Raw genomic sequence first — 15,086 nt, 5'->3', positions numbered from 1 at the left:
TCCCGAAAAAAATTAAATGGAAGTTATTACAGATTTTGAAAGCAGGCAGCTGTTTCTTTCCCGTAGCGGGGAAAAGACAGCTGCTCCGCTGTTATATAACAGCAAGGATGAACAGGTGCAGCAATGGCCGCAATATCCCGGCTACAGCGTGATTGCCTGGCATCCTGCTACCCGCAGGCTGGTATTGAATTCTCAATGGATCAAAGGATCCAGGAAGCTGGTGACGCGGCTGGTGGTGATGAATATTGATACGCAGGAAGAGGTGTACAGCACGGAACGGCATATGTACTACAATGCGCTCTTTAACGGGGCGGGTACGCATCTGCTGCTGGAAGCCTATAACCAGAAACCGTTGTGGGTGGATCTTCTTACGGGAGATGCCATTGCCGTACTGCCATCAGAAATCAGGCTGGCAAACGGTACTTACAACCCGGAACAGGACGTGTTTTATTTTCCCCTGGAAAAGAAAAAAGCCTATCTGCGTGTGGACGGGGCTGATTTCAGTAGTTCACTGGTGAAAACGCCGTATTCTGATAAAGTTGACCAGCTTGTTTTTACAAACGGGCAATACCTGGTGCTGACCGAAGGAAACCTGCTTTTTTGCTGTGACCAGCAGTTCCGGCCTATCTGGCAGCGTAATTTCTCGGATATGGGTGGCGACAGCGGCAGGGTCACCGGTACGGGTTTAGTAGTAACAGAAGATGATCAATTACTGTGTATCAGCGCCAGTTCAACCGAAAGCAACCGCTGGGGAGTGGAATATATTCTGTACAAACAAACCGGTGAGGTAAGGAATACCCTTCCCGGAGAGCAGGGGCGTGGGAGAGTAGCTGGTGGTTATTTCGATCACCAGGTGCTTTTGTTTACCATGAAGCTGCTGGATCTGCAAACGGGAGCGGTCGCGGACTTTTTGCCGGGTTTTAAGTAATTTGCAGCTGATTTCAAAGGTATATATGGATATAAGCGTTAACAAATACATCAGTGAAACAGGCTTTTGCAGTCGCCGGGAAGCTGATAAATATATTGAACAGGGCCGGGTGACCATCAATGACAACATTGCGTCTAAAGGTAACCGGGTGAAAGATGGAGATGTAGTAGAAGTAGACGGGGAGCCGTTGAAGAAGAAGAAGTCGACCGTTTATATTGCACTCAACAAGCCCAAGGGGATCACCTGCACTACGGATCTGAAAGACAAAACCAATATCATCGACTACGTCAACTTCTCTTCCCGGATTTTCCCGATAGGGCGGCTGGATAAGCGTTCTGAAGGACTGATCTTTTTAACCAACGACGGTGATATTGTGAATAAGATCCTGAGAGCCGGTAATCAGCATGAGAAAGAATACATTGTTACCGTTGATAAACCGTTTGACCTGGAGTTTCTCAAAAACATGCGCAGTGGTGTCCGTATCCTAGGTGTGATGACGCAGAAATGCTTTGTACAGCAGGAGGGAGCCAATCGTTTCCGTATCATCCTGACCCAGGGCCTTAACCGGCAGATCCGCCGGATGTGTGAAGCACTGGGCTATGAGGTAGTGGCGCTGAAACGTACCCGCATCATGAATATGACTACAAAAGACCTTGCACCAGGCAGCTGGCGGTATTTTACCAAAGAAGAGGTGAATAATCTCAACGCGCTGGTAGCCAACAGCAGCAAAACAGCAAAAGGAGGCAATGACCAGGATGGAATGGACGAATAGCCGATACCTGACCCTTCCTGTTACCCGGAATGAACAATTGGTTCCGGTGGTACTGGCTGTGACTTCGCTGCCTTTATTGGAACCTATCGGTTTCCTGCATCCGGAAGAGCATACCACCCTTACCGGTGAAGCATTACAACATTACTTATCAGGCCGCCTTGCTGCAAAGCTGGCGGCTTCTCATTTTACGCAGGTGCCAGCTGCTGAAATCTGCATAAGGACCGGTGTTTTCGGTCAGCCATTGCTGTATTGCCCGGGGCATTCCAATATACAGGTGAGCATTGCTCATAGTGGTAGTCATGCAATAGCAGTGGTGTTCCCGGAAGGACATCCGATGGGAGTGGACATAGAAGATACGCGTAATGCGCGTTTATTGTCGCCTTTAACGCCCGCTGAAGCCACGTTGGCAGCTGACCCCCTGCTTCTCTGGACAGCCCGCGAAGCGCTGTCTAAAGTACTAAAGACGGGATTGACCATTGACCTGGAGTTGCTGGCCGTGGCAGCGGTATCTTTTGAGTCCGGATTTCTGATTGTTACCTTCGCCCATTTTCCGCAATACAAAGCCATCAGCTGGATGGCGGGGCCTATGGCCTGTTCCCTCGTACTGCCGCTACGGAGCGAAATAGATCTGGCAGTATTGAAAACACTTACTTATCCTGTTTCCTGATATAGCTAAAGGAAGAATCCTGCCGGTTATAAGTGAAAATGAACTTACCTGTTACATCACGGCCCGGTAACGTTGTGCGGCCGATGCGCTGCTCATACACCGGTTTATGCGTGTACCCGACTACAAAAGAATCGACCAGTACATAATCGAGGTACAGATCCGTGAATCCGAGTGATTTCATATCCTGGAACGCGTTGCGGCTTCTGTCGTTCATATTTTGCAGGCTCCACATATCCTGCGGGAAATGGTGAAAGCTGCGGCGGAAATCTTTTACTGACTCTACAAATAAAATAGTGGGCTGTACAGCGGCGCGTTTCTTTTTTGTTTTCCAGGGGATGGTGAAGCCGTCATCGTCGCGTTGCTGCTGGTATAAAAGTCCGTCGGCACCACGGGTGTAGGTGTATGATTTCTGGGAGCTACAGGCGAGCATAGGTAATGCTAAGAGGAGGTACTTTTTCATATACTTCCTGAAGTTATTTTTATTTTTTCTGAAAAAAAATTTGGAGGATTGAAGGGATTTTCTATCTTTGCAACCCATTAAGAATGAACGTGGTAGCAGATTCCCTAGCTCAGTTGGTAGAGCAATACACTTTTAATGTATGGGTCTTGGGTTCGAGTCCCAAGGGGATCACGAAGGAGCGTAAAAATAGGTACGCTGACGTAATTAAAACCTTGTAGAAGCTGATTCTACAAGGTTTTTTTGTTTTTAGTGGTAATTGTGTGAAAAGATAAGTAAGGATAGAAAAGTGAGCGTTGAGGTTAGCAATAGATTCATTAAATTGTGCTAACCGTCACTGGCCTTAAATGCTATACTGTATTGCGTTTGATCAATGTTAAGTGATGTCAGGATAAGTGCAATTGAAACAATTTTGGTTAACTTAAAACAAGTGTCGTATGACCAGCTTTTCTGTTCTTTTCTGGCTCAACAAGAGCCGTACTAAAAACAATACGCCCGCTATCTATCTTCGCGTCAGCGTAGGCGGCAAACGTGCAGAACTTTCCACGTATCAGTATGTAACCCCGGCATTATGGAATGCCTCCGCTCAATGTGTTAAAGGAAACTCCGAAGAAGCACAGGCGATTAACCGACAGTTACTCACCCTGAAAGCCAATCTACACAAGCATTACAGCCTTTTAGTTACATCGGGTGAACCGGTAACCGCTGCTGCTGTTAAAAATTCTTTCGCGGGAATTACGGAACACTCCCGGACTTTATGCGAAGTGATAGACTTCCATAACCGCCGGTTTGCAGAGAAGGTAAAAGCCGGGAAAAAATCCGGGCGAACGCTGAAGCGCTTTGAGATCACTAAAGAAAAGGTGATCGCCTTTCTGAAAGCCCAGTACCATGTATCAGATAGACCATTATCCGAAATTCGTTTTTCTTTTGCCCCGGATTTTGAGCATTTCCTCACTACGGTGCAGGAAATAGGAGCCAACACTGCTATGAAGTATGTGAAGATTTTAAAGCAGATGCTTAAATTAGCTGTAGATCAGGGCTGGTTAGTCGTTAGCCCGTTGGCAGGGTTTAAATGTACCTATGAAGATCCGCAGCGGGAGCGGCTTACGATGGATGAAATTATGGCCTTGTATAACAAACAGCTGATTCCACGATTGGCAGAGGTACGCGATATTTATCTGTTCTGCTGCTTTACTGGCTACGCCTACACAAATGTATTGCACCTTACACCAGATAACCTCGTGATTGGCATTGATGGCGAAAGATGGATAGTGAAGGATAGAGAGAAAACCCAAACAGCCGAGCGGGTGCCGTTGCTACCTATTCCGTTGGAGATAGTAAACCGATACAAAGAATCCCCGTATTGCCAATTACATCGCCGTTTATTGCCCGTTAATAGTAACCAGCGGTATAATGCCTATCTACAGGAAATAGCCACGCTATGCGACATTAAGAAGCATTTAACGACGCACACAGCGCGGCATACTTTTGCTACCACAGTGACGCTGGAAAATGATGTGCCCATTGAAACGGTGAGCCAGATGTTAGGGCATAAATGTATCCGCACTACACAGATTTATGCGAAGATCACACAGCAGAAGGTTAGTAATAATATGCGGGCGTTGCGGGATCGGTTGGCTGCTCCTGGAGTAGGATTGCAGAGGACAGTTTAACCTGGTGTCGCTGCTGCGGGCTTGCGCCTTATAAACAAATGTTTTTTCAACGGTAGATCACTACAGGGCTTCATGAAAAAACATTTGTTTATAAGGCGCTTTTTATTTTCGCGGGTATTTTTTTTTCACCGGCATGTTATAATGTGTTAGAGGTATTCTGTCAAATTGTCCCTCAATTTCCAGCTTCGCAGAAATTAGCAAGATAACAGGTTGTATCACAACCTGCCTTTTTAGCGCTTTCCCTCCGAAGTCGGGCGCTGGTTTTAACCCCTTTAGAATTTTTAGGGGTCAAGGTTATTACTCAACATTTAATTGGTTTTGGATAGATAGTTCCACGCTTCGACCTTTATTTAGGAAACCCGAGTTAACCCGAAAGGCCCTTTACAAAATGCAAAGGTTTGTCAATGGTTCCAGGTTACAAAGCCAACCATCCACACATGGGTTAAGAGTGTGGAAATTCGTCACTTCAAAGTCAAATCCCGTGTTTTCTTCCTTCAGCAGGTGAATATTTGTCGGGAGTTTACTTTATGCTGATTTGAATATTAAAGGATCACTTAGGTTGATGCCAATTGTCTTTAATAGAAAAACGGCACCCCAAAAGCTGCATTTTAATGAGTGGTTCCTCCGCCCAACCATGATCCGGTGCTATCATTTACAGAGAGTTCATAATAATACAGCCATAATGTAATCCATGGGATAATCGTATCACCCATTAACTTTGAACTATTGAACTCTTCAAAGTCTGGAAAGAACAGGCAAAGCTTTTCACCATCGTAGGTATGGTGCAATTTTTTGAGGTTCTTATTTAGGATTAGCTTCGGAGATGTAATTTTTACCTCTGGAATTTTACCAGGAATGTACTTTATTGTAAAATTATATTGCTGACTCCGAGCCGTTGGCTGGCAGTAACCTTTTATGTGAAGTTGCCCTTTTTCAACGTAAGCTTTGAATTCAGGGTACTGTGATTTGATGTACGCCGCCTGCTCTCCAAGATTTCTTCCTTTAATTTTATTATATTTTCCTCCCATCAAAAGTGTTTTTAGGCACCGGAATTGTGCCTGCGACACTCGCGCTGGTCAAGATCCCTGTCTTTTTTTCCATCAGAAGTTTTTGATTAGCACGATATTTTTCTACCAGCTCTGCTTGTAGGCGAATCGCTTTATCGTAAGCGGCATCTCCGAACAATGATTTTATTAATTCATCTTCCTGTAAAATGGTCAACCTTCCGGTTTGTAGTTCCGACCATACGGAATTGAAATGATTGACAAAAAGCTTGAATTGAGTATAGTGCTTTTTATCATTGTTCCATTTATCGGTAAATTCTTCTGTGATATCAACTGGATTGTAAAGTTTGAACTGCGAATCCTTACTTGATGTAATTAGTTGACTTATTCCTGTCATTATCCCCGAAATTGCGCCGAAGATCGAGTCATCATTTTGATAATAATGCCCTGCTAGCGTAGTTAGTATGATGCTCGATGGTGCATAGTCTTCATCGTCATCGAAAAATACATCTCTCGCTTTTTTTATCAATTGAACTGCCCGTTGTAGCGGTTTTTTGTCCATAAACGAGTCTGGAGGTAGGTCTTCTAGTGAGTATGCCTTTTCCAGAAGGGATGTTTCAATTGAATTTGCCCTATCAATAAACCATTTGGCATAAGCACGGGGGCTACTTGGCGTCCATTTTCCCAATGCTCTGTCAGGAACCAGTATTCTATCCTCATCAGAATAAGTCCGCTGGCAACCAGGTAGAATATCCATGTGGAATTCGCCGGCATAGTTGAGTCTGATGCATCTGTTTTTTAGTTCAATCATCTCTGCATATGTTCCCGAAGCCATAAGGCGACGTTTCAGCTGATTGTATATATACGAAGGGGTATGCTTCTGCCAATCAAGTTGGAGGTGGACAACTATATCTAAATCAAATTCATCACCTATATTAGGTCGGATCGTCGTGCCTGTCTTAACCGAACCCTGAGGATAAACTTCAAAATCGACATCCTTGAAGAATTCATCATCATCTTTCAGCCAGTTGCAGACGGCTGCATACGCTTCTTCCATCTTCTCTTTTCTCGTCCTGTTTAGTTGGATGCTTTCCGCCATCTTATCCAACAGGTCATCGAGTTGTGTATTTTTTTCTTTAAATATTAACATTACAGGATTTTTTTACTGTGTTCTAGAATTACTTTCCCGCTAGCGGTATAACCCGTCTTGATTTCATCAGCGGTTGCAAAAATGTATTTTTCACTTTCCTCATTGAGCAACTTTTCAAATGCAGCTTTTTGCTCTTCATTCTCCCAATTAAGCTCAAAAATATCAGCATATAGAAACTCATCTACTGGCCACTTTTTTGAACGTTGAATTGATGTCATGTTTTTTTTGATGAAGTCGTACTGGATATATGGAAAGGTGTTCGCAGAAACCAGTCCCTCTTCAACAAGTTCCTCATGAAACTCCCGGTGGGGATCAATTTCACGGTTTTTTCTAGATTCAAACCATGATAAAAAGCGCCTCAACATTTTCCGCTTCTTTATAATCAGACGGAGGTCATTTCGGCTATGGGCAGCCACTTCCATGTACGTACAGGGGATCGCGTCGATTTCAGTAAAATCGTGAGTAGTTCCTTCCTTTGAATAACGATAAACGCCTCCGACAGGCTGATAACCCGGTTGATCCCTATGGTTTCGTACTAAAAAATATTTACCATTAATAGAGATTCTAAATAAATAAGCTATTGATACTCGTATCTCACTGTTGGGGTTAATAAACGTGGTAGACAAGATAAGTTTGATTTTCTTATGATTCTCCCAGATGTAGACGACAAATTCAATTAGTGACGCTGATAGCAAACCAAGATCGAACTTTATCCATCCAGCCCTATCTGAAGGCTCCTTTATTAGCACAAGTGTTAATATAAATGCTACACACGCGGCTAAAAATTGTATTATACTTTTTTTATTCATTAATGAAATTATTGATTTGGCGATCTTTTGTCAAAATGCAAGCCATCCATCAATTCTAACATATTATTAACAATTCATTAGTAATTTTGTATGTAAATAGTTGGTTATCAATATATGACAGTTTTGTCAGTGATTTGTTATGGCTAAATCGATATAGCTGACCTTGTTTCTGCCACAATTACATTATGTAATAATTTAATATTTATATATAATTAAAGATTAAATTATTAATTTTTTTTAAAAAATAACTCTTTTGTGTAAATATGTCAGGCCGAACCTGATCTGTATGATATCTCGCTGTAAATAATATTAACCTTTGTTTTCATGTTCTGTTCCAAAAAACAGGATTTTTTTAAATTATTGATTATCAATTTAAAATAGCCGGTTTTTTGTAAAGTAGAAATTTTTTGGAATAATTATAACGGGTGGAAGTGCTGTCGGACAGGAAGATTATACAGACGGCCTTGCCGCCTGTATGCGATGACTGAAAGGGCCGCCTTCGGCATCCCTTTCTCGGATTCGAAACGGGCTTCGCTCCGTTAGCAAGCGGTGTTTTTGCTTCGCAAAAACCGCTTGCCCTTCGCTCCCGGTGGTCGCAAAGGGGTAAATACAGCGGAGATTTAAGGGTAGATTGGGGCCGGTGAAAAGAAAAAAGCCACTGCAAAAGCAGTGGCTTAGATGTATGGATAGAGTACTATCGTAATGTTATTTCTTTGGTTGCTTGCCCTGTAGCAGCTCGTTTTTTTCTTTTTCACTGGCAAGCATCCGCTCGTAGAGTTCTATTTTCTCATCGTACAGTTGCACGATTTTGTCGATTGGATTAAAAGTAGGATTGTTATTTACTATGTAAGCACCTGCCTGTTGGTTATGTGAAAATGTGTTGGATATAATATTGATTGCTGCTTCTTCATTGAAGTTTTTAATAGCTTCGGGAGATACTTTCAATATCTTTGCTACTTGCTCTAATATCTCTTGTTCCACTGTTTCTTTCCCTTCCAATAGGGAAACTTTCTTCTGATTCCAATCATCTCCTAATTCAAAAGCCAGTGCATCCTGCTTCATGCCTAGCATCTCGCGGAAGCGTTTAATATTCTTTCCTTCGTGTACTTTATTGGGCATATCAGTGTTTATCATAGCTACAAATATAATGGTTTTCAGAGAAGCTAAAATAGGCAATATCCGGCATAAAATATCTGTATAATATTCCTTTTTCTTTCCAAGATAGATGTTTAAAGTATTGAATATGAGGTGGCTGTTCTGGACCTTGTGCTGGTCATTTTGATAATCATAAAATCAAAGCTATGGAGCAAACCAAAGAAATTCTCAATACACCTTCCTTTAATGAGGGGGAATGGTTAAAGCTACTTTTCCTCATAAGTGATACGCAAGACTGGCTTAATCATCTGGCTTACGGAGCCATGCTACAAATCCCAATAAGAGATAGGAGGCAATTGTTCAGAAAAACTTATTATTTGAGTGCAGCCGCGCTGACCCACATCATAGAGCGGCATTACTACAAAATACTGCGATATCCCGCTGCCAGCAAGTTTACCATTCCGGTTATAGAAATACTATCAGTCTTACGGGATGCCAGTTCTGCGCCTATAGAATACGTTCCGGGGTCTATAAACATTCAACGGACTGCTGATACAGGTCGAATTATCGGGGTTGATCGGGATGACCTGCCAACGAGCTTAGTTACAGTCGTTACAGATGGAGGAGGTCGCATAACAACGGCTTTTCCGGGTAACCTTAAAAAGATGATCGTATGAGTACCAAACTAAAGATCAGTAAGGAACTGGAAAAGCAGTTTAATGAATTTTTGGAATACCACCCTGCCAAACGTGTCAATCGTAGTCTACGCGAGGTTTTCATGACCTATGCGTCCTATTCATTAAACGTTGTTCCACTGAATATGGAAGAAATTATTTGGGATATGCAAAGCCTGATGGAACTATTTGATATGGCAGAGGATGAAACAAAGGACTGGCCGGAGAAATGAATTTTGAATGCGAAGCATGAGAATTTAAGGGTTTGGGTATTACCAAAACATAGCTGGCTGTACGTAGTAGATAGCCATTAGTCCTTTTTGATTAAGAGCTTATTTTTCTATAAATTGACCTAAATACTCTCGGTACCATGGGTAGACAAGTGACTTTTTTTCTTCATCCAGATGACCAAAAGGATTTCGATACTCTCCTAAAATCGTTTGGAGAGGTTCAGATTCTTTCATATTATCACTATGATAACAAAATTTCAACAGTGGATGATACATTAATCAAAGGATTAGGAAAACAGGCGAATCGGGTGTATCTAGTCAGGCCACAGGATTTTGAGTTAATGAAATTATCGCATATTGAGAAGTTTGGCTATTGGCTCCTAAAAGACAATGAGTTGCCTGTCTTACATTTTGACAGATGTAGTTTTGATGGGAATGAACTTCACCAAGGACGTTTGTATTTTCAGCCCCGGTACGCTGAAAGTATGCAAATAGTCAATAAATCAGAGGATTTTATAAAATGGGCTGATAGTATTATTAAGGTGGTTAGACGGAAGTTGAAAAAACATAAATTTGATATGGACGGTTGGGATTATACCGACCACGTAGGGAAAAATGCTTTAAACTGGATAGAAAGTAACAACCCGAAATCTTGTGGAGGAGGCTCTAGTCTTAAAATTTAAAGTATCGATAGTAAGTTATATCTTTAAATAGATTTTTCATATATTTACCTATCATTACCCTGACTATAACGTTTACACGTAATCAGGTTAGCATAACGGTTAGCAATAAACGCTCACCACTATCAAACACTCATTCTACAAGACATTACGAACATACGTGCTACTCCCAAGGGGATCACAGAAAATTTTCAAAGCTCGCGCTGGTCGCGGGCTTTTTTTTGCGCTCTAATTTACGCCATAATGATTGCGTAAAGTGATTGGGATTATGCGGCTTTACAAGAGCAGAACCGAATTTCATTTAGTGGTACATCCCGTTATGGGGACAGTTGAAGGCATTTACTCTATGCTGGCAATCTCGCGGAGAACTTTAAGCCAGAACTGGCGGAAACTCAGATCTTAATTTTCTACCACAAAGGCTAATTAATTGAAAAGGTAAAACATCCTATATAACCTCGATGCACTTTATAAAGTAGCACACCTCCTGCATCAGCATACATTTGCGAAATTCTTAGAAAGAGGCTGAAGAAATCAGATAAATTTACATAGGCTGACAGGAGTACCGGATATCTACCGATAGATAACCATAAAGCAGGAAAGCTTAAAAGTAGTATATTGGCTGTAGTTTATTCTTTATCTATGAAATCGTTCTTACTAAGCCTCCTATTAATAATAACATTATCCGCCTATGCTCAACAAAACAGGCAACCTTCCGTTCCATTATTCGATCAGGCCAGAGAGATGTATGATGCCGGAAAATATGACGAAGCATTGTTGTTGGTGAATCAATTATTGGCTAATAATATGGTCAGTGAAAAGGTTTTCGATTTGAGAGGCGAAATTTACCTGGCTAAAGGTAATACAGATTCCGCGTTGGTGAATTATAATACGGGCTTACTATTAGCCCCAACTGATCCGATGCTTTATCTTCACCGTGCATTTGCCTATTGCAGGATACACATGTATGATGAGAGCATAGGAGATTATAATACTTCCATAAAGTATGCAGGCAGTGATGCTGTAAAATATGCTATTATCGCCAACAGGGGAATGGCGCGTATCATGAGCGGAGATTTTACGGAAGCCTATAACGACTATAAAATGGTGCTTGAATTCGATTCGACCGATGTTATGGCATTGGTGGCTATGGGTTCCGTACTTAGAAAATTAAAAAGAAACAATGAAGCTACCTCGTGCTACGAAAAGGCAGTTAGTCTTGTCCCGAATGAGATTGTTGCTGTCGGGGATTTAGGGTTTCACTATATGAGTATGGGAGATTATCAGAAGGCCATCAGACAGTATGTCAGAGTACTTGAAATAGATCCCGATAATGCCCTTGCATACAATAATATGGGTCATGCAAAATATCAGCTGAAAGATCTGAAGAATGCTTTGAAAGATATCCAGCGATCTGTTGCTTTAGATCCTAAGAACTCCTACGCCTACAGGAACAGAGCTTTGGTATATCTGGCGATGAAACAGGTTGATAAAGCCTGTGAAGACCTTCATCAGGCAATTGATCTTGGTTATATTGCCATGTACGGAGACGATGTGCTGCTGTTACTCGAAAAGCACTGCGGCTTATAAACTGGCTAAACGTAATCCCAGTAGGATCACATAAAACGCTCAATCTTCTGGTTGAGCGTTTTTATTTCTAACAAATCCAAAAGCAACGTTATGCTTACAATTTGAGAAATTCAATCAACTCTTTCGCAGCAGCCCGGCCAGCACGGTTGGCTCCAATAGTGGATGCAGACGGGCCATAACCGGTTAAATGAATCCGTGGATCTTTGGCAACTTGTGTCGCTAATCTCCCGGTCATTTCGATTCCGCCTTTATCATTCATCAACTTTAAAGGAGCAAGATGGTCTAAAGAATGACGAAAACCTGTATTCCAAAAAATAACATCGGCATCGAGTATCGTTCCATCTGCCCATCTGACACCTGTTGCCGTAATCTCCTCGAACATGGGTTTCCGATCCAAAACTCCTTTCTTCAGCATTTTTTCAATGGCAGGAGTGATTGGCAATCCAGTTACAGATACTACTGAATCTGGCGGCAATCCGGCCCGCACTCTTTTTTCCACCATCGCAACAGCCTCATGTCCCAATTCAGGTGTAAATTCATATTTCCTGAAATCAGGAGGGCGACGGGTTACCCACGTGGTTTGGGTTACCTCAGAAACTTCTCCCAATAATTGAATAGCTGAAATTCCACCACCTACAATAATAACGTGCTTTCCGGCGAATTCTCCGGCATTTTTGTACTCACCCGTGTGCAGCTGCCTTCCCTGAAACTTTTCCCATCCGGGATACCTTGGACAGTTTGGCGTTTTCCAGGTACCTGTAGCATTAATCAATCCCCGTGCACTGAATTGGATTCCATTTGTCCGGATGATAAATCGTTCGTTTCTCTCTGTAACTTCGCTCACTCTTACAGGACGAATTACAGGAAGTTCAAAAGTTTTTTCATATTGCTCATAATATTTTGGAATTGCAATGTTTGCCTGTAATTCTTTATCTTTTGTATTTACAGCATCGGCAAAGCCCATTCCAGGCAGGTCATTGATACCGTTAACATTACTCAGCGTTAAAGAATCCCAACGATGTTGCCAGGCCCCACCAGGGCCGAACTCATCATCTAAAACTACAAAGCCCTTTCCAGGTTTTATGCCCTCTCTTTTAAGATGGTATGCTGCGGATAAACCCGCTTGTCCGGCACCGATCACAAGAATATCTACCTTGTAAAATATATCAGGCAGAACTTTATTTAATGCTAAAGAATCGGTATGATGTATGTCTTTATCAGGTTCCATTTAAATACATTTTTGCGCTTTGCCTGGCAGTTTCCCACCTTATTTTTACGGACTGCATGTTACCCGCAATTTAGGGAATGTATCCGTTACCTGATCTTGTACTTCATGTTTTTTTTAGTTGGAAGTTCCTGGCAGTAATTGTTTAAACTTCTGTAGCCTCGGTTTGTATAGTTTTAAGCTAAGCTATCTCTGGTACAAGGAGTATAACAAAGCGTTAAATGAATTAATTACCAGGTATCAACACTTTTGATTAACGACTTTTAGGGCTTTTACAGATAAGTTAAAGAACTTTAAAGCTACTTATAATACATGGCTAGCTTCGGTTCGAAAAAAAATTGCGGCGCATATTCATGTCAATTTCAATGACTACTAAACGACGGTGACGGATTTTAAAAAGGAAGATCCGATTGGAATTATTTCGGCCTTTCTTGATCTATTGATTCTAACTTCAACAGTTCACGACTAAAATATTACCAGAATCGATAGATAAGTATAAGATGCTGATTTCTTAAAAACGGAGGCAACTTATCAATATTTCAATAAGGAATGTCAGAAATAGTGAAAGAAATAGACATTGCAAAGGTTTATTTTGAGGAATTGTGCCATCTGCCGGCTGCTAAACTGCTGGATGGATTGGAATAGATTGAAAGGGCTGCAGTCAATCAGATTAGCACAGCCGCTAGCAAACATGTAAGTTTTAGTTTCTCAGGTAGAAGTTGTCAATAGCCTATAAACTCAACCATAAATAGCTTATTTTGGCATAAGTAAATGCAATGGTCAACATGGATAAACTTTCACAAATAGAATGGGAAGATAAGATTTTACTTCCTCAAATTTATAAGGATTTTTATAGACGTTGTTCTCGTTCTATACCGGCAGGTTTAGTAGGAACAGACCTACGCAATTATTATCCCGACTTGAACAAAGGGGCAATTGAGCTTTTAGAAGACGATGGAGCCGAAATCTTTCTGGATAGTAATGACTTTGTTTTTATGATGCATCAAGGGTACATGTTTTGGTACTTCAAAGCCGATGGTAATCCTGATCCGATTGTATTTGGGTACCATGAAAATCGGTTAGAACCGGATAATATGGGGTGTTTTTCCAATTTCATCAAAGAGTTTTTGTAGTTGATCAAATTCATGTAATAATAAAATAGTGCGCTGTATTGGTAACCCAAATCAATGTGATACTAATGATTGAATTAATTCAGGCTAAGATAACAACGGCTGTAAAGGGTTGGAATACTGACTTGCAGAACTTGGCTAATAGTAAAGAAATAATAGCTATAAATTTCGGAGCCCAAAAGGTATACAATGGATTTGAGCTTTATCTTTCCGGACATATTTGGTATGATGAGCACAATTTATGGTTATTGGATAAAATGTGGTCTCCAGATAAAGACTATATTTCATTGGGTAGGGAATCATTAGAATTTGATAGGCTTATAATTTTAGAGGAATATGAAAATATTTTGAAGAAAGAAATTACTAGTTCAAAAGATTTGTATCGGGATTTTATTGTAGCTGTAGGTCTCGTTGATGGTGAAATTAAGCGACTAAAGTAAATTTGAACACGAAAACAAGATATTACCCAGGAATTGACCTGACGAAAGTCTAACCTTTTCGGCCTTCGTCTGCGCCGTTTTAAGTTGATAGTTAACTTCGTCAAACCCATAGCGCTATTTTTATTCAAAAAATTTCCACATTGATTATATAACATTGATACATTTTAATTAATCTGGGTTAACACCGTTTGTAACAGAATGATAAAATAAGCGTCTGGAGCCTCATCATGTTCAGGTGGGCAGAGATCACTTGTTTAATCTCCAGTAGGCACATCACATGTTGGTAAGACAATGTAAAAGAAAGGCATGCACTACCGACTCCCATCACTGGAAGCATAAATATTTTAAATGTCTGGATCTCACCTATCATTCAGACAAGGGTATTCAATATTGTTGTAAAGACTATGTAGATTTACTTACCGAAAATGATATCAATATCAGTATGACATAAAACGGTAGTCCATATGAGAATGCGCTCGCAGAAAGAGTCAATGGTATTATAAAATAAAATCAGGATTTACATGACAGACTGTAAAACGATATCAGGATTATTTCTTCATCTGTA

16 protein-coding genes and 1 tRNA gene are annotated in these 15,086 nt (G+C 41.1%); 11 read left to right on the top strand and 6 right to left on the bottom strand.

What is annotated here, in order from left to right; genetic code table 11:
* Positions 1 to 16 precede the first annotated feature (16 nt).
* From BMW79_RS22625 to BMW79_RS22615, 3 genes are read left to right on the top strand one after another with little or no spacing between them, the layout of a single operon-like run.
* Positions 17 to 928, top strand: a complete 912-nt coding sequence (locus tag BMW79_RS22625; RefSeq protein ID WP_089898353.1) for a hypothetical protein — start codon at positions 17 to 19, stop codon at positions 926 to 928.
* A 25-nt stretch (positions 929 to 953) separates the two neighbouring features.
* Positions 954 to 1,700 carry a 23S rRNA pseudouridine(2604) synthase RluF gene (rluF, locus tag BMW79_RS22620; protein WP_089904097.1) on the top strand — a complete coding sequence of 249 codons (747 nt, stop codon included), beginning with the start codon at positions 954 to 956 and terminating at the stop codon, positions 1,698 to 1,700.
* Positions 1,675 to 2,367: a 4'-phosphopantetheinyl transferase family protein gene (locus BMW79_RS22615; RefSeq protein ID WP_089898351.1), complete on the top strand. Its 693-nt coding sequence runs from the start codon at positions 1,675 to 1,677 to the stop codon at positions 2,365 to 2,367. The genes rluF and BMW79_RS22615 overlap by 26 nt, the downstream gene beginning before the upstream one ends.
* Here BMW79_RS22615 and BMW79_RS22610 read toward each other — a convergent pair.
* Positions 2,348 to 2,827 (bottom strand): hypothetical protein, encoded by a 480-nt coding sequence (locus BMW79_RS22610; RefSeq protein ID WP_089898349.1) that lies wholly within the window; start codon positions 2,825 to 2,827, stop codon positions 2,348 to 2,350. The genes BMW79_RS22615 and BMW79_RS22610 overlap by 20 nt on opposite strands.
* 98 nt (positions 2,828 to 2,925) lie before the next feature.
* Here BMW79_RS22610 and BMW79_RS22605 point away from each other — a divergent pair.
* Positions 2,926 to 2,998 (top strand) — tRNA-Lys (locus BMW79_RS22605).
* A 263-nt stretch (positions 2,999 to 3,261) separates the two neighbouring features.
* Entirely contained in the window at positions 3,262 to 4,497 is a 1,236-nt protein-coding gene (locus tag BMW79_RS22600) for a site-specific integrase (protein WP_089898347.1), read from the top strand.
* A gap of 608 nt (positions 4,498 to 5,105) precedes the next feature.
* On the opposite strand, the gene BMW79_RS22595 is transcribed toward BMW79_RS22600, so the two are convergent.
* The 4 genes from BMW79_RS22595 to BMW79_RS22580 form a co-directional block, all read right to left on the bottom strand.
* On the bottom strand, positions 5,106 to 5,525 hold the full coding sequence (locus BMW79_RS22595) for a hypothetical protein (protein ID WP_089898345.1): 420 nt from the start codon (positions 5,523 to 5,525) through the stop codon (positions 5,106 to 5,108).
* On the bottom strand, positions 5,509 to 6,651 hold the full coding sequence (locus BMW79_RS22590) for a nucleotidyltransferase domain-containing protein (protein ID WP_089898343.1): 1,143 nt from the start codon (positions 6,649 to 6,651) through the stop codon (positions 5,509 to 5,511). Before BMW79_RS22590 ends, BMW79_RS22595 begins: the two co-directional genes overlap by 17 nt.
* Positions 6,651 to 7,460 (bottom strand): SMODS-associated NUDIX domain-containing protein, encoded by an 810-nt coding sequence (locus BMW79_RS22585; RefSeq protein ID WP_089898341.1) that lies wholly within the window; start codon positions 7,458 to 7,460, stop codon positions 6,651 to 6,653. The genes BMW79_RS22590 and BMW79_RS22585 overlap by 1 nt, the downstream gene beginning before the upstream one ends.
* 705 nt (positions 7,461 to 8,165) lie before the next feature.
* On the bottom strand, positions 8,166 to 8,579 hold the full coding sequence (locus BMW79_RS22580) for a helix-turn-helix transcriptional regulator (RefSeq protein ID WP_218150413.1): 414 nt from the start codon (positions 8,577 to 8,579) through the stop codon (positions 8,166 to 8,168).
* A 182-nt stretch (positions 8,580 to 8,761) separates the two neighbouring features.
* Between BMW79_RS22580 and BMW79_RS22575 the strand changes: the two genes are divergently transcribed.
* The 4 genes from BMW79_RS22575 (at position 8,762) to BMW79_RS22560 (ending at position 11,726) form a co-directional block, all read left to right on the top strand.
* Positions 8,762 to 9,232: a hypothetical protein gene (locus BMW79_RS22575; protein WP_089898340.1), complete on the top strand. Its 471-nt coding sequence runs from the start codon at positions 8,762 to 8,764 to the stop codon at positions 9,230 to 9,232.
* The gene (locus tag BMW79_RS22570) at positions 9,229 to 9,462 is read left to right on the top strand and encodes a hypothetical protein (protein WP_089898338.1); all 234 of its coding nucleotides are present in this window, start codon (positions 9,229 to 9,231) and stop codon (positions 9,460 to 9,462) included. Before BMW79_RS22575 ends, BMW79_RS22570 begins: the two co-directional genes overlap by 4 nt.
* Before the next feature lie 137 nt (positions 9,463 to 9,599).
* Positions 9,600 to 10,142 carry a hypothetical protein gene (locus BMW79_RS22565; protein ID WP_089898335.1) on the top strand — a complete coding sequence of 181 codons (543 nt, stop codon included), beginning with the start codon at positions 9,600 to 9,602 and terminating at the stop codon, positions 10,140 to 10,142.
* Positions 10,143 to 10,778: 636 nt separating this feature from the next.
* Complete coding sequence (locus BMW79_RS22560) at positions 10,779 to 11,726, top strand: tetratricopeptide repeat protein (RefSeq protein WP_089898333.1); 948 nt, start codon at positions 10,779 to 10,781, stop codon at positions 11,724 to 11,726.
* Positions 11,727 to 11,820: 94 nt separating this feature from the next.
* Here the strand turns inward: BMW79_RS22560 and BMW79_RS22555 are convergent, their stop codons facing one another.
* Entirely contained in the window at positions 11,821 to 12,954 is a 1,134-nt protein-coding gene (locus BMW79_RS22555; protein WP_089898331.1) for an NAD(P)-binding domain-containing protein, read from the bottom strand.
* A 782-nt stretch (positions 12,955 to 13,736) separates the two neighbouring features.
* Between BMW79_RS22555 and BMW79_RS22550 the strand changes: the two genes are divergently transcribed.
* Positions 13,737 to 14,084 carry a hypothetical protein gene (locus tag BMW79_RS22550; protein ID WP_143059256.1) on the top strand — a complete coding sequence of 116 codons (348 nt, stop codon included), beginning with the start codon at positions 13,737 to 13,739 and terminating at the stop codon, positions 14,082 to 14,084.
* 65 nt (positions 14,085 to 14,149) lie between these two features.
* Positions 14,150 to 14,521 (top strand): hypothetical protein, encoded by a 372-nt coding sequence (locus BMW79_RS22545; protein WP_143059255.1) that lies wholly within the window; start codon positions 14,150 to 14,152, stop codon positions 14,519 to 14,521.
* The last annotated feature ends 565 nt before the right edge of the window (positions 14,522 to 15,086 follow it).

It is taken from the genome of Chitinophaga arvensicola (assembly GCF_900110835.1).
In the GTDB taxonomy this organism is placed as follows: Bacteria; Bacteroidota; Bacteroidia; order Chitinophagales; family Chitinophagaceae; genus Chitinophaga; species Chitinophaga arvensicola.
Note: the sequence above shows the minus strand (reverse complement) of the source record. Positions and strands in the feature narration are given on the sequence as shown.